Annotated in this window: 25 protein-coding genes; all 25 read right to left on the bottom strand. The window is 29.9% G+C overall.

Annotated features, from left to right (window positions below):
• Window positions 1-63 precede the first annotated feature (63 nt).
• Complete coding sequence (locus ACFWUA_RS10410) at window positions 64-1,284, bottom strand: NAD(P)/FAD-dependent oxidoreductase (RefSeq protein ID WP_416197954.1); 1,221 nt, start codon at window positions 1,282-1,284, stop codon at window positions 64-66.
• Window positions 1,277-1,897 (bottom strand): histidine phosphatase family protein, encoded by a 621-nt coding sequence (locus tag ACFWUA_RS10405; protein WP_416197953.1) that lies wholly within the window; start codon window positions 1,895-1,897, stop codon window positions 1,277-1,279. Before ACFWUA_RS10405 ends, ACFWUA_RS10410 begins: the two co-directional genes overlap by 8 nt.
• Window positions 1,898-2,063: 166 nt before the next feature.
• Entirely contained in the window at window positions 2,064-2,942 is an 879-nt protein-coding gene (locus ACFWUA_RS10400; RefSeq protein WP_416197952.1) for a MurR/RpiR family transcriptional regulator, read from the bottom strand.
• Window positions 2,926-3,489, bottom strand: a complete 564-nt coding sequence (locus ACFWUA_RS10395; protein ID WP_416197951.1) for a 2-oxoacid:acceptor oxidoreductase family protein — start codon at window positions 3,487-3,489, stop codon at window positions 2,926-2,928. The genes ACFWUA_RS10400 and ACFWUA_RS10395 overlap by 17 nt, the downstream gene beginning before the upstream one ends.
• 12 nt (window positions 3,490-3,501) lie before the next feature.
• Window positions 3,502-4,311 carry a 2-oxoacid:ferredoxin oxidoreductase subunit beta gene (locus ACFWUA_RS10390; protein ID WP_416197950.1) on the bottom strand — a complete coding sequence of 270 codons (810 nt, stop codon included), beginning with the start codon at window positions 4,309-4,311 and terminating at the stop codon, window positions 3,502-3,504.
• A gap of 3 nt (window positions 4,312-4,314) precedes the next feature.
• A complete protein-coding gene (locus tag ACFWUA_RS10385; protein WP_416197949.1) occupies window positions 4,315-5,451 on the bottom strand; it encodes a 2-oxoacid:acceptor oxidoreductase subunit alpha in 1,137 nt (378 codons plus the stop codon).
• A gap of 2 nt (window positions 5,452-5,453) precedes the next feature.
• Window positions 5,454-5,654 (bottom strand): 4Fe-4S dicluster domain-containing protein, encoded by a 201-nt coding sequence (locus ACFWUA_RS10380; protein WP_416197948.1) that lies wholly within the window; start codon window positions 5,652-5,654, stop codon window positions 5,454-5,456.
• A 169-nt stretch (window positions 5,655-5,823) separates the two neighbouring features.
• Window positions 5,824-7,221: an oxaloacetate decarboxylase subunit alpha gene (locus ACFWUA_RS10375; protein ID WP_416197947.1), complete on the bottom strand. Its 1,398-nt coding sequence runs from the start codon at window positions 7,219-7,221 to the stop codon at window positions 5,824-5,826.
• 18 nt (window positions 7,222-7,239) lie between these two features.
• On the bottom strand, window positions 7,240-7,809 hold the full coding sequence (locus tag ACFWUA_RS10370; protein ID WP_416197946.1) for a class I SAM-dependent methyltransferase: 570 nt from the start codon (window positions 7,807-7,809) through the stop codon (window positions 7,240-7,242).
• Between the two features lie 152 nt (window positions 7,810-7,961).
• Window positions 7,962-8,669, bottom strand: coding sequence for a pseudouridine synthase (locus tag ACFWUA_RS10365; protein ID WP_416197945.1), 708 nt, complete (start codon window positions 8,667-8,669; stop codon window positions 7,962-7,964).
• Between the two features lie 26 nt (window positions 8,670-8,695).
• Entirely contained in the window at window positions 8,696-9,979 is a 1,284-nt protein-coding gene (locus ACFWUA_RS10360; RefSeq protein ID WP_416197944.1) for an FAD-dependent oxidoreductase, read from the bottom strand.
• Between the two features lie 7 nt (window positions 9,980-9,986).
• Window positions 9,987-10,925: a sulfide/dihydroorotate dehydrogenase-like FAD/NAD-binding protein gene (locus tag ACFWUA_RS10355; protein WP_416197943.1), complete on the bottom strand. Its 939-nt coding sequence runs from the start codon at window positions 10,923-10,925 to the stop codon at window positions 9,987-9,989.
• Window positions 10,926-11,011: 86 nt separating this feature from the next.
• A complete protein-coding gene (locus ACFWUA_RS10350; protein WP_416197942.1) occupies window positions 11,012-12,109 on the bottom strand; it encodes a D-alanyl-D-alanine carboxypeptidase family protein in 1,098 nt (365 codons plus the stop codon).
• Between the two features lie 52 nt (window positions 12,110-12,161).
• Window positions 12,162-12,596, bottom strand: a complete 435-nt coding sequence (gene ytfJ / locus ACFWUA_RS10345) for a GerW family sporulation protein (RefSeq protein ID WP_416197941.1) — start codon at window positions 12,594-12,596, stop codon at window positions 12,162-12,164.
• A complete protein-coding gene (locus ACFWUA_RS10340) occupies window positions 12,550-13,158 on the bottom strand; it encodes a DUF2953 domain-containing protein (RefSeq protein WP_416197940.1) in 609 nt (202 codons plus the stop codon). The genes ytfJ and ACFWUA_RS10340 overlap by 47 nt, the downstream gene beginning before the upstream one ends.
• A gap of 73 nt (window positions 13,159-13,231) precedes the next feature.
• Entirely contained in the window at window positions 13,232-13,768 is a 537-nt protein-coding gene (gene scpB / locus ACFWUA_RS10335) for an SMC-Scp complex subunit ScpB (protein WP_416197939.1), read from the bottom strand.
• A gap of 19 nt (window positions 13,769-13,787) precedes the next feature.
• Complete coding sequence (locus ACFWUA_RS10330; RefSeq protein WP_416197938.1) at window positions 13,788-14,519, bottom strand: segregation and condensation protein A; 732 nt, start codon at window positions 14,517-14,519, stop codon at window positions 13,788-13,790.
• A 10-nt stretch (window positions 14,520-14,529) separates the two neighbouring features.
• Complete coding sequence (locus ACFWUA_RS10325) at window positions 14,530-15,123, bottom strand: site-2 protease family protein (protein WP_416197937.1); 594 nt, start codon at window positions 15,121-15,123, stop codon at window positions 14,530-14,532.
• A 93-nt stretch (window positions 15,124-15,216) separates the two neighbouring features.
• Window positions 15,217-16,386, bottom strand: a complete 1,170-nt coding sequence (locus ACFWUA_RS10320; RefSeq protein WP_416197936.1) for a D-alanyl-D-alanine carboxypeptidase family protein — start codon at window positions 16,384-16,386, stop codon at window positions 15,217-15,219.
• Between the two features lie 140 nt (window positions 16,387-16,526).
• The gene (locus ACFWUA_RS10315) at window positions 16,527-17,852 is read right to left on the bottom strand and encodes a pyrimidine-nucleoside phosphorylase (protein WP_416199200.1); all 1,326 of its coding nucleotides are present in this window, start codon (window positions 17,850-17,852) and stop codon (window positions 16,527-16,529) included.
• 16 nt (window positions 17,853-17,868) lie between these two features.
• Window positions 17,869-18,690, bottom strand: a complete 822-nt coding sequence (locus tag ACFWUA_RS10310; protein ID WP_416197935.1) for a purine-nucleoside phosphorylase — start codon at window positions 18,688-18,690, stop codon at window positions 17,869-17,871.
• Between the two features lie 10 nt (window positions 18,691-18,700).
• Window positions 18,701-19,591, bottom strand: coding sequence for a site-specific tyrosine recombinase XerD (gene xerD / locus ACFWUA_RS10305; protein WP_416197934.1), 891 nt, complete (start codon window positions 19,589-19,591; stop codon window positions 18,701-18,703).
• A gap of 89 nt (window positions 19,592-19,680) precedes the next feature.
• Window positions 19,681-20,316 (bottom strand): stage II sporulation protein M, encoded by a 636-nt coding sequence (gene spoIIM, locus ACFWUA_RS10300; RefSeq protein ID WP_416197933.1) that lies wholly within the window; start codon window positions 20,314-20,316, stop codon window positions 19,681-19,683.
• Between the two features lie 80 nt (window positions 20,317-20,396).
• Window positions 20,397-20,936 carry an NUDIX hydrolase gene (locus ACFWUA_RS10295; RefSeq protein WP_416197932.1) on the bottom strand — a complete coding sequence of 180 codons (540 nt, stop codon included), beginning with the start codon at window positions 20,934-20,936 and terminating at the stop codon, window positions 20,397-20,399.
• Window positions 20,937-21,989 (bottom strand): DUF3866 family protein, encoded by a 1,053-nt coding sequence (locus ACFWUA_RS10290; RefSeq protein WP_416197931.1) that lies wholly within the window; start codon window positions 21,987-21,989, stop codon window positions 20,937-20,939.
• Between the last annotated feature and the right edge of the window lie 33 nt (window positions 21,990-22,022).

Genomic DNA, 22,022 nt, shown 5'->3' with positions numbered 1-22,022 from the left:
TTATTTATTTATTATTTTATGTAATAGTTATGAAAATAATGTATAAATGACATTACTTTGAAGCTAACAATTGACCCCGGCTAAATAGCCTGTTGAGTATGCAATTTGGAGATTAAACCCTCCAGTCAATGCATCTACATCTATTACTTCTCCTGCAAAATATAGACCTTCTACAATTTTGGATTCCATAGTAGATGGGTTAATTTCAAAAGTTGAAACACCTCCAGAAGTAACAATAGCTTCTTCTATAGGTCTAAATTTTTTAAATTTCAATTCAATATTCTTAAAAACTTTTACAAGCCTTAGTCTTTCTTCTTTCGTAATCTGATTTATAACCTTATCTTCATCTATATCAGAAAGTTTCAATACAACAGGTATTAAATTGAGAGGCAACAATTCTTTTAAACCATTCTTAATTGTCTTGTTATTATATTTATCAAAATCTCTAAGTATTCTATCATCTAACTTTTTCTCTGATAGTGCCGGTTTTAAATCTATAAACAATTTTATGTTTCGTTTTTGATATTTATTGATTATATTACTCATACTTAAAACTATGGGGCCAGAAATTCCAAAATGAGTAAATAACATTTCACCAAATTCTTCATGAATTTTTTTATTATTCACATATGCAGAAAGAAGCACATTTTTTAAAGTCATTCCTTGTAGTTGTTTAATCCAAGTCTCTTCAACTTCAATAGGTACCAGTGCTGGTTTTGGAGCAACTATTGTATGCCCTAATTTTTGGGCAAACTTATATCCGTCTCCTGTAGAGCCAGTTGTAGGATAGGACTTTCCCCCTGTAGCTATAATTATTTTCTCAAATTTTTCCTTTGAACCATCTCTAAATATCAATGTAAAAACATTACTTTCATATACGATATCTATCACTTCTTTATTTAGAACAATTTCTACACTATTTGATATTAAAAATTTTCTCATAGTAGAAATAACATCGCTAGATTTATCTGTTATTGGGAAAACTCTATTGCCTCTTTCAACTTTAGTTTTTAATCCATAACTATTTAAAAGATTTAAAATATCTTGATTGGTGAAGCTATAAAATGCACTATACAAAAATTCATTGTTAGTCATCACATTGTCAAAAAAATCTTCTATGGGAGCACTATTAGTTATATTGCATCGTCCTTTACCTGTTATATAAAGTTTCTTGCCTATTTTGTTGTTTTTATCAAAAAGCTTTACTTTTTTTCCACGAGAACCAGCAAATCCTGCTGCTATTATTCCAGCAGGTCCCCCTCCAATTACTGCTATATTACTCATATTTGTCCTCCTTTAAGTGACAAGTATCATTCAACAATTTTATCACATTATTGTGATCGCGAAACTCTATCATACTTAAACTAGTGTTGCCAATAGTCATTTTATTATAATATTTAATATCCATACCTACACATCCTAAAATAATAGTTTTTATTGTCGCACCATGAGAAACAACTAGAATATTTTTATCTGGATTAGATTTTAATATACTATCAATTTTATTCATTGCCCTATTCTGCACTTCATACAAAGTTTCAGCACCATCCATTTTAAAATTATGAGGCTCATTTATCCATATAAAATGCTCTTTAGAATTTTTTTCTGTTAATTCTTCTATGCTAAGGCCTTCCCAAGAACCAAATTGTATTTCTCTAAAAGCCTCAGATGGTGTTACTTTAAGATTTAATTTTTCTCCAATTATATTAGCTGTTTCACTAGCTCTTTTTAAATCGCTTGAATATATTATATCTATTTCTTCAAAAACTAATCTATTTGCAATTTTTTCAGCTTGTTTTTTGCCTTTTAGAGTTAAACATATATCTTTTTGTCCTTGAATTCTTTTTAAGTTATTCCATTCCGACTCTCCATGTCTTACTAAATACAATTTTTGCATATTTAATCTCCTTTCTTTTTTCATATATTATATAAATATTATAATACATTTAAAAGTTTTTTGTTTTTAAATGTATATCAATTATGATAAGATTTGTTATGATATCCATTTTGAAACTTTCAAAAAAAGTTTCAAAAAAAGGCTCCCATCGGAAGCCTTTTTTCTATCAATTGTTTTTATCCTTATTGTTTATATTATATATGCTATATTCTTTCCATATATTTTCTAAGTCTTCAAAGTAATTAGTTATATCTTCACGTTTTTCCATGCCTATAGCAATTATAAGAGAATTTATTAGACTCATTGGCGCCACTAATGAATCAACAAAAGAAACCATATTGCTATTGGCTATCAAAGTTATATCGGAAATTTGTGCTGCAGGCGAAAGTACGCTATCAGTTATACCTATTACTTTACAACCTTTATCTTTTACATAATTTAATGCATCTAAAGTTCTACTAGAATATCTAGGATAGCTAATTCCAATGACTACATCATTAGGATTTACTTTTAGCAATTGTTCAAATACATCACTAGGCCCTGCTGTTACAACTTTGACATTATTTAAAATGAAATTTAAATAAAATCCTAAATAACCTGCTAAAAATGATGAACTTCTAAGTCCTAATACATATACACATTCTCCATTTAGAATAGTTTCAACTGCTTTCTCAAAATTGTCATAGTCTAATTCATCAAAAGTTTTACTGATATTTGCTATATCCTTTTTAAAAACTTTTTTTGAAAGATTTTCTTTATTTGTATAATCATTTGTTAAAGATATTCTTTGTACTGTTGTTAATTTATTCTTAACCAATTCATGTAAATCACTTTGTAAATCTCTATATCCATCATATCCTAACGTATTTGCAAATCTAACTACCGTTGATTCACTTACTCCAACTACTTCTCCAAGCTTTGCTGCTGTCATAAAGGCAGCTTTATCATAATTAGCCATTATATATTCTGCTATCAATTTTTGACTTTTACTCAACTTAGAGAAATTCAATTGAATCAACTTGATTAAATCAGCATTTTCCTTCATAACACTCTTCCTTATGGTTTTTGATTAGATTGAAACCTTCTTCTAATGCTTTTTTATTTAATTCTTCAGTTCCGCGAGGTACCCTATTTAAAACAGCTTTTTCTAAAGAATCCTTATTTACTATTTTAGTAAGCTCATAAATACTTCCTAAAGCCACAATATTTGCAACCATTGGCTTCTTCAAATTTTCTTTAGCTGTTTTTAATATTGGAACACTGTAAGCTTTTATATCTTTTCTATTAGACTTATTTTCTACAGAGCTATCCAATATCAAGGTTCCACCCTCTCTTAAAAAATCTATATATTTATCATATGCTACTTGTGTAAGTGCCAATAATACATCACAATGTCTTACTTTTGGATAATTAATTTCATTCCCACTAATAATTACTTCAGCCTTGCTCGCCCCACCTCTTGCTTCAGGTCCGTAAGATTGAGATTGTACTACATTTTTCCCGTCTAAAAGTGCTGCTTCGGCTAAAATTATACCAGCTAAAATAAGCCCTTGTCCACCAGATCCACTTAATCTAAATTCTTGTTGACCCATAATATCTCTCCTTTAAAAATAATCAATTAGTCTTTGATATTCTTCTGTATATTCAGGCCTAGTATCTTTATACAACTCACCAACTAATATTTTCCCATTAAGTTCATCTTTACTCATCTTTTCAGCTGCCGCTATGTTAATTGAACTGTCCTTTAAATATTGCATCATATCCACAGCCTCACCTTTTTTATTCTTTCTACCATAATAAGTTGGACATATTGTCAATGTTTCAACAAATGAAAATCCTTTATTCTTTATTCCTTCTTCTATGAGCTTAATTATTAAATTTGGATTATATACAGTTCCTCTACCTACATAAGTTGACCCTGCCGCCTTAGCCAAATTGCAAAGATCAAAATTGCTGTCAATATTTCCATATGGAGCAGTAGTTCCTTTGTCTCCAGTAGGTGTAGTTGGTGAATATTGGCCTCCTGTCATTCCATATATGTTGTTATTATAAACTACTGTAGTTATATCTATATTTCTCCTAGCAGCATGAATTAAATGATTTCCACCTATAGCAGAACAATCTCCATCACCAGTAATAACTATAACATTTAATTCTGGTTTTGCCATTTTTATACCTGTAGCAAAAGCAAGAGCCCTACCATGAGTTGTGTGTATTGTATTAAAATCCAAATATCCTGATGCTCTTGAAGAACATCCAATACCAGATACAATACAAACTTTGTCTTTTTCTAAACCTAAATTATCTATGGCCTTAACTATAGAACGTGTTACAATCCCATTCCCACAGCCTGGACACCAAATATGAGGCAAACAATTTGTTCTAAAATACTTTTCTACCAATTCATTAGCCAATTTTTAAACCTCCTTAATTTTAGATAAAATTTCTTCAGGAGTTATTAGCTCTCCATTAACTCTACCATATTTATAAACTTCAGTATATTTTCCCGCTATTCTATCCACTTCTAAATAATATTGTCCTAAATTCATTTCAACTACAATTATTTTTTTAACTTTCTTAGCTAATTCTTCAACTTGTTTTTGAGGAAATGGCCATATTGTTATAGGTCTAAACATTCCCACTTTTATATTTTCATTCCTTGCAGCATTAACTGCACTCTTTACAGATCTTGCTGTTCCTCCATAAGCTACAATAGCTATTTCCGCATCATCTAATTTATATTCTTCATATGTAACTATATCATCAACATTGTTTGTTATCTTATCATTAAGTCTTTTTATCAAATTTTCTGCAATTTCTGGATTGGTTTTAGGAAATCCACTTTGATCGTGTACTAACCCAGTTACATGGAAACGATATCCATCTCCAAAAGCAGCCATTGGTGGCACCAATTCTCCTTCTTTAACTTCATAGGGATTGTATTTCTCTAGACCAATTTCTGGCTTCTTTCTATTTATTATTTCAATTTCATTATCATTTGGCAATTCCACTTTTTCCCTCATGTGAGCAATTACTTCATCCATCATTAATATTACTGGAGTTCTATATTTTTCTGCTAAATTAAAAGCTCTTATTGTAATATCAAAAGTTTCTCTTACAGATGATGGACATAAAACTATGATTGGGTGATCTCCATGAGTACCCCATCTAGTTTGCATAACATCTCCTTGCGCTGGTGATGTTGGAAGTCCAGTACTTGGTCCTCCTCTTTGAACATCTACTATAACACATGGAACTTCTGTAATAGAAGCATAACCAATATTCTCTTGCTTTAGGGAAAATCCAGGACCACTAGTTGCTGTCATGGATTTTAAACCAGCCAAAGAAGCACCTATTATTGCACCCATACTTGCAATTTCATCTTCCATTTGCACGAATTTACCTCCAACTTTAGGAAGTTCAGCTGCTGAAATTTCTGCAATTTCTGTTGATGGCGTAATAGGATATCCAGCATAAAACCTCATTCCTGCAGTTAAGGCACCTTCTACACATGCTTCATTACCTTGCATAAGTTTTATAACTCTTTCAGTCATTATTATTTACCTCCTAGATAAATAGCATAATCAGGACATCTCATTTCGCATTGACCACATTTAATACATGCATCTAAATCTTTAATATTTACCTTGCCATTCTTTAGTTCCAAAACATTTTTTGGGCAAAATGCTACACAAATTCCACAGCCTTTACACCAACTTTTATTAATATGTAGCACTTTAGAATTCTGTTCAGGCACTGTTTTTTCCCCCTTATTTAATTTTTCTAATTAAATAATATCAAATTAATTTTAATATTGCAAGATTTATTTCATTTTCTTATCATTTTATAAAAATTTGCAAGTTTTATTTCATATATGCTAATTTCATATATTTTCTCCAAAACAAAAGCCCCTAAGGGGCTTTTGTTTAAACTGGATAAGTCTTATATTCTTGATTTAACAAATTTGTGTCAATTTTATATTTTTCTGCTTGTCTATACTTAAAATAATCTATTGCTACTTGTGGGAATAGTGCATACGACAAAACATCTTCTTCTTGCTCCATGTATTCCTTTATATCTTCCCTTAAACTGTCTAATTCAGGTTCTAATAAATCTGCTGGACGACCAGTAAATACTTCTTCATCTCCAATAATCTTCTTCTTTATTTCTTCATTTATAGGAACTGTTGGTTTTCCATACAAACCTTTTACATAATTTTTAACTTCTGTAGGTACCATTTTGTATCTTTCACCTAGAACCACATTAAATACAGCTTGAGTACCTACCATTTGACTCATTGGAGTAACTAATGGTGGATAACCTAAGTCCTCTCTAACTTTTGGAACTTCTTCTAAGACTTCATCAAATTTATCTAAAGCACCTTGACTTTGCAATTGAGATACTAGATTAGATAGCATTCCTCCTGGCACCTGATATTTTAACGTTTTAGCATTAACTTCTAATACCTTTGGATTTAATAAACCTTCTTTAACATATTTATCTCTTAATCCTTTAAAGTAATCAGAAATTTCTAATAGCAAATCCATATCTAGGCCTGGATCATAAGGAGAACCTTTTAGTGAAGCCACCATTGGTTCTGTAGCTGGCTGGCTAGTCCCCATTCCCAAAGGAGAAATTGCAGTATCTATAATATCTGCTCCAGCTTCTATAGCTTTCATGTAAGTTTGATTAGCTATTCCACTAGTAAAGTGCGAATGAATTTGAATAGGTACTTTTACTGCTTTTTTTACTTTCTTTACCAATTCTTCTGCAGTATAAGGCAACAATATCCCTGACATGTCTTTTATGCATATAGAATCAGCTCCCATATTTTCTAACTCCTTAGCTAATTTTACATAATAATCTATATTATGAACTGGACTTACTGTATATGAAATTGCAGCTTGTGCATGACCTCCTGCTTTTTTTGTAGCTTTAATTGCAGTTTTTAAGTTTCTTGGATCGTTTAAAGCATCAAATATCCTAATTATATCAATGCCATTTTCAATAGATTTATTAACAAATTCCTCTACTACATCATCGGCATAATGTTTATATCCTAATAAGTTTTGACCTCTTAGAAGCATTTGAAGTTTAGTATTTTTAAATGCCTTTCTGAGTACTCTTAGTCTTTCCCATGGATCCTCATTTAAAAATCTCAAACACGAATCAAAAGTTGCCCCACCCCACACTTCCAATGAGTAATACCCTACATTGTCTAATTTTTCAGCAATAGGCAACATATCCTCTGTCCTCATTCTTGTTGCAATTAATGATTGGTGAGCATCTCTTAACACGGTTTCTGTTATTTTAACACCTGCCAATTTAATCCCTCCTAATAGTTATAATTTTTCTATGCCGTATAAAACTGGCGGACTATTTATTTGATTGATAAATTGAAACTTTAAAACATTGCATTCTTTTTGATTTATAACAGAAAAATATTTTTCTAATTCATTCTTTTCCTCTAATCCTCCTTCATGTCCAGTATAGCATATAATAAGTATAATTCCATTTTTAGATAGAATTTTTATACAGTTTTGAATTCCTAGAATTGTGGTATCTGGCCTAGTGACAATACTATGGTCTCCTCCTGGAAGATAACCTAAATTAAAAATTGCAAATTTTACTTCTTCATCTATGTACTTGAAAAGTTTTTCATGCCCATCATGGATGAGTTTAACCCTGTCATTTAAGCCTTCTCTTGTTAGTTTCTCTTGAGTCAAACTCAAAGCTTTATTTTGTATGTCAAATCCATAAACCTTACCTTTAGAACCTACAAGTTTCGCTAAATACAATGTGTCATTTCCATTTCCTACAGTACAATCAATCACAGTATCACCAAAAGAAATGATCTTATTCATTATACTTCTAGCTATTTCTAAAGCATTCATAAAATACTTATAACTCATTTCTTCCACTCCAAAATTTCATATTTCATATTGATACAAAATTAGACACTAATATTTACTAGTCAACTATATTATAATAAAATAACTTTCGTATTAAAAGGGTAAAAGAAGATTATAACAAAAACTTTAAACTTCAGAAAAAATTCTGAAGTTTAAAGTTTTTTCAAATATTCTATTTCATTGTCTTTAAGATATCTCCATTCGCCCTCTTTTAGTGTCCCCAATTTAATATTAGCAATACTTACTCTTTTCAATTCAATAACAGGATGATTTATTTTATCGCACATTTTTCTAACTTGTCTATTTTTGCCCTCGTGAATTTTTATCTCAACAATAGAGCTATCTGCATATTTTTTAAGAATATTTATCTCAGACTTTGAAGTAATATAATCATCTATTTTTAAACCATTTCTAAAATTGTTAAGCTCTACATGATTAGGTATACCTTGAATTTTAGCAATGTATACCTTTTCTATCTCAAAACTTGGATGAGTCAATTTATAAGTCAATTCTCCATCATTAGTTAAAAACAACAAACCAGAAGTATCATAATCAAGCCTTCCAATAGGATATATCCGCTCATCAATTCCGTCTATTAAATCAATTACTTTCTTGCGATTATATTCATCTTTCACTGTAGTCACATATCCAACTGGTTTATTGAGCATAATATATATCTTCTTTTTCTCTAATTTAATTTTTTTATTATCAACAGCTACTATATCTCTATTAGGATCAACCGTTGTACCTAATTCATTGACAACTTTTCCATTTACTTTCACTTTTCCTTCCTGTATCATTTTTTCTGATTTTCTCCTTGAAGCCACTCCACAAAGAGCCATGTATTTTTGTAACCTCATAAAATTCCTCCTATTTAAACTTTGGTTTACATAATATTTTTATCATATATCATATAGAGAGCCGTATTTTTTACCCTTTCTTTTATCGCATCTTTATCAGTTGTATACAATTTCAAAGTTTTCATTCGTTCGAAATAATTGCTACCTGCAAATGTATATCTTCTTCTAATCCCCTCTTTTGTTTCAAGCATTTCATTTGCATGTGCAATAATATCTCCAACTGCTAAAGTCCTAGGTAATTCTAAAAGTTTTTCCCCTTTAATCAATCTTACACTATTGTGTCCTGCCAAACTTCCAGTAGTGATCGCTTCTGTATGCCCTACAAATAATCCTGCTTTTTCTCCCCCACAAAAAAGATTATCAATTCCTTTAACTTTCATCGTATTTCCCCTTGGTGCCATAGATAAATATCTTACAGAATTCCCTATGCCCCCAGAATAGGGGTCTTCGTATCTAGCATTTTCTAGCCCTTTTATTTTTCTTAATTCATCCAATGGATAAAAAGATGTCATCATCTTTGCATGACCAGTATCCAATAATATAATGTTTTCTGCATATTCCTTTAAAGCATATTGCTGACAAACTTTCTTTGATAGTTTATCCATATTTACGTTTTCTTTAGGAACTGGTAAGATCACTACACCTTTTTCATTTAATTCCGTTCTTATTTCCTCACTTAAAGAATCTTTATTTAACTTACAAGAACCGCTAAAAGCACCATAAGTACCATCATCTTTTTGTCCCATTAAATCTCTTATTCCTGCCTTTTGACTAATACTTATTCTCGGACCAAAAGTCGGACATCTCAATATACACATTGAACATCCATTGCCATACTTTAAGCAATTCCCCATAGGTCCTGTTGAACCAGTAGTTTCAATAAATACATCTCCATAAACTACACTTTCATCGTCAAGAACTATTCCTTTTATTTTATTTATATCCATTATAACATCTACTGCTCTTTTTTTCGTCATTATTTCAATATCTAAATCATTAAGCAACTTTTTAACTTCTGGCTCTATTTTAGTTACATCATAAAGACTTGCATGTTCATGTCCAGGAAAATTTATATTCACATGTCTGGAAAATCTGTCGGTTATTTCAAATAATTCATATGCTCCTAAATTTATATTTTCCTCTGCTGCCGTAAATCGTCCATTATTTCTCATTATACCTCCAACATTTCCTAAACCCAGTAGCATATCAGTTCTCTCTATCAATATTACATTTGCACCTGCTTTTTTAGCAGTAATACTAGCAGCACATCCTGCCCATCCTCCACCTATTATAACAACATTTTTCACCATATCACCTCTAAATATAAAATATTTTAGGATTTACTTGTGCTTTGCACATTCTAACTTTATACCCACTTTTAGCTCTATTGATACAAGCCCCGCAAACGCCTTCCCCACAGCAAAATCTATTGTTATTTGTAGTTACAAATTTAATATCTGTATTGAATTCTTTTATTAGTTCATAAATAAATTTATGAACTAAATCTGAACCTGCACTAAATATTAATTCAATATTTTCTTCTTCAATTATTCTTCTAATTCTATTCTTACTCTCAAATATATGACCTTGATATAATTCCACATCTTCTTTATCAATAAAATCAAAAATATATGTTCTATTTAACTTTCCTTTATCTAAAAAAAGTACTATATTATTGCCATTTTTTTTCATAGTTTTAATTGGCAAAACTATAGATGACTGTCCAATACCTTTTGATATGACTAGGCAATTAGTATTAATTAATTTATTGAAATTTACAGTTCCTATTACCCCGTTCCAATAAGGTCCTCTAATTAAAAATCTATCTACATTGTTTAACGATTTTGTCTTACAACCTGTATTTTGATAAGCAATATAAATAAACTTGTCATCTTCAACATCTAAAATAGACATTGGTACATCAAAATAAGTTTTCTTATCTTCAGGTCGAATAAATACATATGAACCTGGCCTTTTTAATTCTTTTACCAATTCATCTTGAACTTCAATTTTTAAAATAAAAGAATTGTTCCCCATATCTTTGCAATATACTTTTTGTGCATTATAAGTTTTTCTACCCTCTTTTATTTTTTTATTACTCATATAGTATTCATTTAATATGCATACTCCATTCCAGCCACAGTCGCAGGTATCCTTTCCTTGAAGTAATGAACAAGATATGCAATTAAGAGTACCCGCCAGTTCACATGGACAATATTCACTTCCTGCATCTGTGCACTTAAATATATCTGTCATAAACTTTCCCCCTCTTTTGCCACTTAATAATAAAATATTATTTTTCAAAAAATATGTTCCTGTTTTAAGATAAAAAATAAAAGAGCCTAATTCTTTAGACTCTTCAAAATTCTCTTAAAATAGCTGATTTCCTTTACTTCATATTTAGAAATTAAATTGCTAGTATATAAGAGCTCCCCATCTAAATATACCGATATTTTCCCTATTTTATCGCCAATTTTTATTGGTGCTTGTATTTCATCAGGTAATTTTGTAGATATTTTTATTTTTTCTTTTTCATTTTCCTTTAAAGGCAAAACACATAAGTCATCTACAACTACAGGTAAAAAATCCAATTCTCCATTTATTACTTTTACATTACTTACAAATTGGCCAATATCATAGATAATATGTGAAGAATAATTTTCAAATCCATAATCAAGCATTTTATAGCAATCATTAAACCAATCTCCGTCATTTAACACTATCGCAATAATTTGCATACCTTCTCTTGTAGCACTAGAAACCAGACATCTGCCAGATCTCTTTGTATATCCTATTTTCACTCCATCTCCACCTTCATATTGCCAAAGAGTTTTATTTTTATTATAGAAATAATTGTTCTTATCTCTATTCGCAATATAGATCTTGGTTTTAACTATTTCTTTGAATTTTTCATGCTTTAATGCTTCTCTGGTAATTAACGCTAAGTCATAAGCAGTAGTATAGTGATTTTCTGCATCTAAGCCATTTGGATTGACAAAGCTTGTATTAATGGCTCCAATATCTTTTGCTTTATCATTCATCATATTTATAAATTTTTTTAAATCTCCTCCTATATAATTTCCTATTGCTACAGAGGCATCATTCCCAGACCTCAACATCAATCCATACAAAAGATCTTTTAGACTAATTTTTTCATTTTCATAAAGATAAATACTTGAACCTTCAATTCCCACTGACTCCTTACCAATTTCTACTATATCCTCCATATCACCTTCTTCTATAGCTATAAGTGCTGTCATTATCTTTGTTGTACTAGCCATGGGTAATTTTTCATGAGGATTAAATGAATAAAGAATTCTTCCAGATTTCGCATCCATAAGTATTGCACTCTCGGCTTTTATCTCAGGAACAGTAGCAAAAGAATAGGAGCTTATAAATACTAGGATTAACACTATTGCAATAACTTTTTTAATCACCATTTTCCCTCCATTACAATACAAATAATAGAAGCAGAAAATTTCTGCTTCTTAACTATTTTATATCACTCATATCAACATTAATCTCATTATCGCTTTGATTATCTTTACTAGTTAAATTAGTGATTAATTTCCCCATTAAATCAAATAAATTATTTAATGCATTGCTACCTTCATCTACTGGCATAAGCTTCATCTGATTGTTTCCTACAATCATAAATGCTACAGGATTAACTGTCACTCCAGCACCAGTGCCCCCTCCAAAAGGCAACTTTTCTTCTTCTGTATTGTCTTCTTTTCTACACTTTTTACCTAAAGTATTAAATTCAGTCCCTCCAGAAGCAAATCCAAAAGAAACCTTTGATACAGGTATAATAACTGAGCCATCCGGAGATTGAACTGGATCACCGACTATAATATTTACATCTACCATATCCTTTAAACTACTCATTGTTGTTTCCATAAGTCCTTGAATAGGATGTGTTGGCATTTTTTTCACCACCTTTAATTTTCATAATAAGTAGATATAAACTCACAATAATAATATAAACAAAATTCCAGCTAATTATACAACTAAATTGACTTTCTATATTGTCAGAGTTGAAATTCGGGAAAATATTTACATATATTTCTTTTACCTTTTTGTTGTTAGTAATAATCCCCAATACCCAATTCTTAACTGACCATAATATACCAGTACTAATCCCAGTCAAAGCTGCATCTCCCAATCCAAAGCTAGTTAACCAATATATTTTTTTAATTTTAGCCTTTCTCAAAAAACAATTTATCCATTTTTTATTGTTTGAATAATACTTCTTAATTTTTTTAATCATATCAAATATTTTTTTATCTTTGTGTTCTTTATATTTTTCTGAAAACTTCCCTTCATATTGGGATTTTATTTTAGCAGTATCAAATTTATATTTTATAAGTCCAAATAAAATTACTAAGCTAATTTTAATATTAAATTTTCCATTCCACTTTATTGAAATATGTATATGTATAGGCATAAATAGGAGTATAATCAAAATAAAGAGCAGTATCCATTTCATAAGTTCACCTCATTTATTTTAAGGCTATAAATATTGTCCCCATAAAAAAAGAAAAATAATACAAATAAATGTACTATTTTTCCTCTTCTATATCAACATCAAGTTTTTCTAAAGGCGGTAAATCATCTAAATTTTTTAAACCAAAATACTTTAAAAATTCTGTAGTAGTTCCATATAATATCGGCCTGCCAGTTTTTTCTAGTCTTCCTTGTTCTTCTATTAGCCCCTTTTCTAAAAGAGTATCTATTGCCTTATCACATCTGACACCCCTTATTATTTCTATTTCGCTCTTTGTTATAGGCTGTCTATAGGCAATTATAGATAAGGTTTCTAATGCCGCATTTGACAAATTTTTACTTGATTTTGGATTATATAATTTTTTTATCCATTCAAAATGTTCTGGACGAGTTGACAATTGATAACTATCATCAATTTGAATTATTCTTATACCTCTTCTCTCAAAGTTAAATTTATCCATCATTTCTTGCAATAATTTTTGTGTTTCTTTATCATCCAACTCAATTATATTAGAAATATCTTTTAACGAAAGAGGGTCTCCCCATATGAAAAGTAAGGCTTCAATTATAGATTTCATCTCTTTTTCATCCATACTCTAGCACCTCTTCTATTTACTTTTTAATCAAAATAATATCATCAAAATTCTTATATTGTCTAATTAATATATACTTTTGTTTTGCTAATTCTAATATAGACAAAAAAGTTACTATTATATCTGAACGAGTGGCTGCATCATCAAACAATTGGCTAAACTTAATTTTGTGCTTACTTTCAAGTAAATTTTTCAAATTGTCAATAGACTCTTCAATAGTAATTTCATCTCTCTCGATTTCATCTATGTCAATTGTTTTATTTTTCTTTTCCCTTTTTCTCAATACATTATTCAATACATCTACCAACTGCTCTAAATTCATTTCTTCTAAGTCTAGTTCTTCTTCTGCATAATAGCTCATATCTTCCCTAGGTTTATAAAAAACTTTATTTTGTATTTCTTCATGAATTTTAAGTTCTTCAGCAATTTTTTTATATTTTTTATATTCGACCAATTTTTTCACCAAATCTACTCTTGGATCTATTTCTTCCATTTCTAATTGATCGGTACTATTATCAACTTTTGACGGCAATAGCATCTTTGATTTGATTTCTAACAAAGTTGAAGCCATAACTAAAAATTCACTTGCTATTCCCAGATCTAATTCATTCATTTGACTTAAATACCCCATATACTGATTAGTTATTTCACTAATAGGAATATCATATATATCTACTTTTGCTCTTTCTATAAGATGCAGCAATAAATCCAATGGCCCTTCAAAAGCATTAAGTACTATTTTATATTCCATATTTATACTCCTAACTTACAATTTTCAAAAGTAACTTTAAACTCATATTTATTAACGGTCCTAATATCTTATCAATGGTATTTGTAATTATCAAAGCAACTAGTACTAAATATAAATACTTTTCATATTTATAAAACATATATTCATATTTAACTGGAAGTAAACTAGCTACAATTTTTGAACCATCTAGTGGGGGAAAAGGCAACAAATTAAAAACTCCCAACATTACATTATACCACAAAGTAATCACTAAGCTTTCCATAACTATATCATTTTTTATAAATCCCATAGAAATAATTAAAGCAGATATTGTAGCAACTACAAAATTAGTTGAAGGCCCTGCCAAAGACACCAATATTGTATCTCTTTTTCTGTTTTTAAAATAATTTGGGTTAATGGGAACTGGTTTAGCCCAGCCAAATCTAAATACAAGCATACATATAAATCCAACAATATCTATATGTTTAAGTGGATTTAATGTAAGTCTACCTGCTTCTTTTGCAGTAGGGTCTCCTAATCTATAAGCAGTATATCCATGAGCTACTTCATGAAAAATAATAGCAATAAAAAGTCCTGGAAGGGAAATTAATTTATCATATAGCATGTCCAACCCTCTCTTTCAAAATTAAGCTAGATATATTTTATAATTTATTTTTGAAAAATACAAATATATCTAGCTTTCATATAAAAGTATTTATTATTTTTCTAATAGATTTTTAAATACCTTTTTTAACATATCCTTAAAATTCGCTTTATCTACAGAATTTTTTGAGACTATATTTATCCTATCTATTTCTTTTCCGTTAAATTTTATTATCAATTCACCTAATTTCCCATGATTAGCAACAGGTGCCAAAATAGATTCTGACAATATAATTTCTTTTTCTAAACTTCCTTCAGAACCTTTTGGCAATAAAATATATGCATCCCTTTCCAAAACTGCTTCTACTTCCTCACTACTACCTTTTTCAACTAAAACTTTTCCCATCAAATCATTTTTTCTTCCAGCAATAATAGAATCATAGTTGGCAAAACCATAATCTAATAATTTTTTTGTTTCGTTAAATCTTATTTTAGACGTCTCACATCCCAATATTACAGCTATCAACTGTAAATTGCCTCTTTTAGCTGAGGCAGAAAGACAAAAACCAGCTTCAGAAGTTGAACCTGTCTTGATTCCATTAGCACCTTCATAATCTCTTATTAATCTATTAGTATTTACAAGACTTTGAACAACATCTTTATTCTTTCCAACTTTAATTTCACTCATCCACAGATTCAACCAATCATGTATTTTGGGGTATTTTAGAAGTTCTTTACTCATTATTCCAATATCATATGCTGTTGTATAATGGTCTTCATTTGGCAATCCTGTTACATTCACGAAATTTGTATTATTCATTCCCAGTTCTTTTGCATGTTCATTCATTTTTTTTACAAATAATTCTTCACTTCCTGATATATGTTCAGCAAGAGCAACACTAGCATCATTTGCAGATCTTAGACAAATTGCTTTAAGTAAATTTTCAATAGTTTGTATTTCCCCTTCTTCTAAATAAACTTGACTACCTCCCATCCCAGCTGCATTAGAACTTATAACAACTTCATCGTTTAAATTTATAATCCCTTTTTCTAAAGATTCCATTGCTATTAGTAAAACCATTATTTTAGTAATACTAGCTGGGGGAAGTTTCTCATGAGAATTTTTCTCATATATAATATTCCCAGAATTATAGTCAATAAGTATTGCAGCCTTCCCATTTATTTCAAAAATAGATTCTGCAAATGAAATATTTATTGAAGACAATAAAATCAACATCCCTAAAAAAGCAGAAAGATATTTCCTATTTTTGTGAAAAAAAATCAATTTATTACCTCCTTATCTCTCATATTTAATCTTATATTAACCATTAAATATGAACTTATTCGAAATCTATAAAATTTAGGTAATAAATTGATTTTTAATTAAGAAATTTAAAACACTAATATATGGGATAAAATATTTTTTTAAAAAAGCTCTGTTTTATCCTTATTTACTTCTGCATAAATTAATTTCTTAGTCTCAGCATTTTTTTCTCCAATTTGTATTATATTCCTTATGTTTTTTTCTACTTCCTCAATTTTTCCCATATCATTTCCATGCACATATGCAAGTACATCGCCTTTTTCAACCTTTTCATCAACTTTTTTATTTAAAACTATACCAGCCGATAAATCTATTTGTGATTCTTTAGTTTCTCTACCAGCACCTAAAATAAGTGCACATTTTCCAATATCCTCTGCATTCATAGACTTTATATAACCATCCATATCACTTCTAACTTCAACAACATAATTAGCTTTAGGTAAAAGCTCAGGATTTTCAATATAATCGGTATCCCCATGTTGATATCTAACAAGTTCTAACAACTTAGAATAAGCCTTCCCAGAATTCACAACTTCCATTAGTAGCTCTCTTGCTTCCACTTCATCTGAACATTTTTTAGCAAGGACTAATAATTTTGAACCTATTGCCAAACAAAGTTCATAGAAGTCTTTAGGTCCTTTCCCTTTAAGCGTATCTATTGCTTCTTTTACTTCTAATGAATTCCCAACTGCATATCCTAAAGGTTCATCCATATTTGTAACTAAAGCAACTGTTTCTCTGCCAAAACCCGTACCTATATCAACCATTTCTTTTGCAAGTAAAAGTCCATGATCTAAATCTTTCATAAAAGCACCACTTCCAACTTTTACATCAAGAACTATTGCATCTGAACCAATGGCTAACTTTTTACTCATGATACTACCCGCAATCAGAGAAATATTTTCTACTGTAGCAGTTACATCTCTAAGAGAATATAATTTTTTATCTGCGGGTGTAATATTAGCAGTTTGACTACAAATAGCTATATTTATGTCATTAGCATTTTTTACAAATTCTTCTCTTGACAATTCAACTTTAAAGTCTTTAATTGATTCCAATTTATCCAATGTTCCACCAGTATGCCCTAATCCTCTTCCTGACATTTTGACAAAAGGCACACCACAAGCGGCGATCATAGGTCCTAATGCAATTGTAGTTTTATCTCCTACTCCACCAGTACTATGTTTGTCTACTTTAATACCTTTTATATTTGATAAATCTACAATTTCTCCAGAATTAATCATAGCTTTTGTTAAATCTAATGTTTCTCTTTTATTCATTTTGTTGAAATAAATAGCCATTAAAAGTGAAGCAACCTGATAATCAGGTATATTCCCATTTGTATAATTTTCAACAAAAAAATTGATTTCTTCTGTTGAAAGTTCGCCACCATCTCTTTTTTTCTTTATGATATCATACATTCTCATTGCCATATAACCACCCCTAGTATATGTTTTTTACTATTTCTTTAACCAATTTTTGAAATGTTTCTTTAACTCTTTCAGAAGTCTCCATAACTTCTTCATGATTTAGTGGCTTGTCTAATATTCCAGCTGCCATATTAGTAATACAAGAAATACCTAAAACCTTTATTCCTCCATGCCTTGCCACAATTACCTCTGGTACTGTAGACATGCCTACAGCTCCTGCACCAACAACTTCTGCCAACTTTATTTCAGCTGGTGTCTCATAAGTTGGTCCAGTAAACCACATATAAGTACCTTCTCTTAAACTTACTCCAATATTATTTGCTGATTTTTTTGCAATATCTATCAATTCTTTATCATAAGCATTTGTCATATCTAAAAATCTTGGTCCTAATTCATCATAGTTTTTGCCAAGCAATGGATTTTTCCCTGTGAAATTTATATGGTCCCTAATAATCATTAAATCTCCAGGTTCAAAGTTTCTATTCACTCCCCCTGCTGCATTTGTAACTATAATAATTTCTACTCCTATAGCTTTCATAACTCTTATTGGAAATGTAACTTCTTCTAGTGAATAACCTTCATAAAAATGAAATCTTCCCTGCATAGCAACAACTCTTTTACCCTCTAATTTCCCAATAATCAATCTACCCTTATGTCCAGCCACAGTTGAAGTTGGAAAATTAGGTATATCTTTATAGTCAATAGCTACAGCCTCTTCTACTTGTTCAGCTAAATCACCTAATCCCGAACCAAGTATTATACCAATTTGAGGTTTTAAATCTATTTTAGATAAAATATAATTTGCACTTTCATCAATCTTTTTTATAAAACTCATGTTATCCCTCCTAAGCTCTTGGATGTGTTTTTTTATATACTTCTCGCAATTTTTTATCACTAGTTGCAAAAGAATACATTTGAGTAGTAGAAATATCAGAATGCCCTAACATTTCTTGTACTGATTTTAAATCAGCACCATTTTGCAAAAGATGAACTGCAAAAGAATGTCTAAGGGTATGAGGAGTTATCTTTTTATTTATATTCGTTTTACTTGTATAATATTTAATTATTTTCCAAAATCCTTGTCTTGTTAATCTTTTTCCATGGTAATTTATAAACAATGCCAATTCTTCATGATTTTTTAAAGCCTTATATCTATATTCTTCATTGTATAGTCTCAAACAGTTCAAAGCCGTATTGCCTATCGGTACTGCTCTTTCATTTGATGTATTTTTATCTAAAACAATATAACCAACTTCAAAATTTATATCATCTATATCTAACGCTATAAGCTCAGAAACTCTAATTCCAGTAGCATATAAAACTTCAAGCATAGCCTTGTCACGAACCCCCTTGAAGCTATCTGCTTCTGGCTGTGATAGCAACAAATCAACCTCTTTTTGTGTTAAAATCTCTGGCATTTTTTTATCTTGTCTAGGCGAGTGCAAATTTAATGTTGGATCTTCTTTTATTGTACCTTTGTTCAATAAATACTGATAAAAAGATCTCAATGAAGCCAATTTTCTAGATATAGTTGACGTTGCCATGCCATTTTTTTGTAAATACATTAAATACGTTATAACAATAGTTTTATTTACATTCAGTAAATCCAATGAACTATATTTTTTTATATATTCATTAAATTGTTGTATATCCCGTAAATATGAATCTAAAGTATTGTTTGATAATTCCTTTTCATCTCTCAAATAGCAAAAGAAATTATTGATTATTTCATCCATAAAAATATCTCCTTTAAAAGCCTATTAATACTTACCCTATTTAAGTTCAACATTGATTTTTAAAATCCTTTAATTGTTTTTAAATTAATCTAGTTGATATAGTCGGTAATTAATCTCATGAAAATTGGTGTTATATATGCTTCAACTAAACTTCCAATAAATATCACTATAGAAAATAACAAAATTAGAATAGAATAATTGATAAAATTAGAAAATAAGTTGTTATAATTATTTTTTATTTTTTTGCCTTTTACATTGTTTAGTGAAAAATTTATACCTATCGAAGATATAGATACAATGCCTGGTATTATAAATAAATTTTGAGGCATTATTGCAAGAACAGAAAATAGAAATCCCTTAGCTCCAAATTCATTGACTAAAAATCCAACAGTAAATCCTAAAGCAAACCCTCTTAACACTACAATTACTGGAATGATTGGAATTCCAATTATGATTGCTCCTGTGAGCCATATTATAAGTACTGTCCTAAAATTATTTTTAATAGATTCCTTAAGTAAAATTAAATTATCTATCTCATTGTCATTCATTAATACAAAAAAAGAATTAAAAAAGCCCAAAATTTTATTTTTCTGATCAATACTCAACATCTTTATAGTTATAGCACCAACGACTATGCCGATAATTAAAAGTACCGACATAGTAAAATATGCTACAAAATTTCCTTCTAAATGTTTAGATATCCAAACTCTTAACTTATGTCGCAAAACTATATCCTCCTTTCATTAGATATACAAGCCTATATGAAATACTATGCATAAAAGGAGGATATTATCACCTACTATATTTATTTATTAGACAAATAATCACGTGCTACCATAGCCCCAATTATAGTTTTGCTATCAATTATTTCTCCCTTATCAATCATATCTATTAAGTCTTCAAGTTTAACTTTCACAAGTTCTATATACTCATCTTTTTCTGGTTCTGCCTGACCTGCAATTAATCCATTAGCCAAAAATAAATAAATCTTTTCATTTGAAAATCCAGGTGATGTATAAAATTCTAGCAAGTATTCAATTTTACTTGAAGTATAACCTGTTTCTTCTTTTAACTCCCTTATTGCAGTTTCCTTAGGTTCTTCTCCAATTTCTAATTTCCCAGCAGGAATTTCCAACAATTCTCTCTCTACAGCTTTTCTATACTGTTTTACAAGTACAATCTCGTTTTGATTAGTTAATGCTACTATTGCAACTGCTCCTGGGTGTTCTACAATTTCTCTTTTAGAATACTTTTTATCTGGCAATTCCACTGTATCTATTCGTAAATTTAAAACCTTGCCCTCATATATTTTTTCGGTTTTCATGGTTTTTTCTTCAAAATCCATTTAAACATCCTCCTCCCCATCAAGGTACAAAAAAGTACTTTTAGCAACAGCACCTAAAGTAATAAAATAATCTGCATCTTCCTTCAAATCTCTACCCATAGTTGAAACATTTAAATTAAAATAGTCTAATGCCTTAATAATCTCACTGCCTTCTTCATAAATAATGTTATGCTTTTCAAATAAATTTTTATTTATTAATTGTTCTCTAATCAAATTGTCTTTATCTTTAGTTAGATACGGAATTACTAATTTGCCCTTAGTATTGCAGGCCGTAGATAGAGCCGTTAGGGTATGATGGCTTATGCCTCTATGCCTCTCTCTATTGTCCTTAAAACTAATTCTGGGAGCTACAAAAGGTATGCCTCCAAGATTGTTTACAGCATCTATTATATAACCTTGTTCAATACCACTAAACCCATATTTAGTACCAGTACCTGCAATTCCTGGTCCCATTGTAATTATAGTTACATCACCATTTAATATTTCTTTAGCAGCAATAAGCCCTGAATATATATTTACACATTCAATATCTCCACCAAAAGCATTGCCGATAGTTATAGTGCTATTTATAATTTCCTTATCCTTTAAAGATTTGACGGTATTGCTAAATTGTATAGGTAATGCTCCTCCATCAGTCATTATATAGTTTATTTTCAGCGAAGGCTTAAGCCACTTAAGCATACTTGCAAGAGGAGCTAACATACTATGCAATGTCCCTACAATAAAAACACTTCCATTTAAACTAGTAAATTCATTAAACAATTCATGATAAGGACTATCTTCTTCTTCTGCTGCCAAACATTTTAATTGAAATGGAGTATATCTAAGTTTCATTATATGACCTTTACCTTCAATTTTACTATTTTCATTGCTATAATTGAAAATAACAAAATGATATCCTCCAGTTCCCAAAGACAATTCTACTGCAGTTGTATTTAATATTAACTCATCTCCAATATCTACAGGTCCAGTTAACTCATTGTAATTGATAGCTTTAGATAAATCACCATCTATATTTACTTCTACCCAAGTAGTATCTTTATCTTTTCTCAAAATGCTATTAACAATGCCTTTTCTATAACTAAT

The sequence above is a fragment of the Sporanaerobacter sp. genome, assembly GCF_047830725.1.
Classification (GTDB): domain Bacteria; phylum Bacillota; class Clostridia; order Tissierellales; family Sporanaerobacteraceae; genus Sporanaerobacter.
The sequence above is the reverse complement of the archived record's forward strand: the minus strand, read 5'-3'. Positions and strand labels throughout refer to the sequence as shown.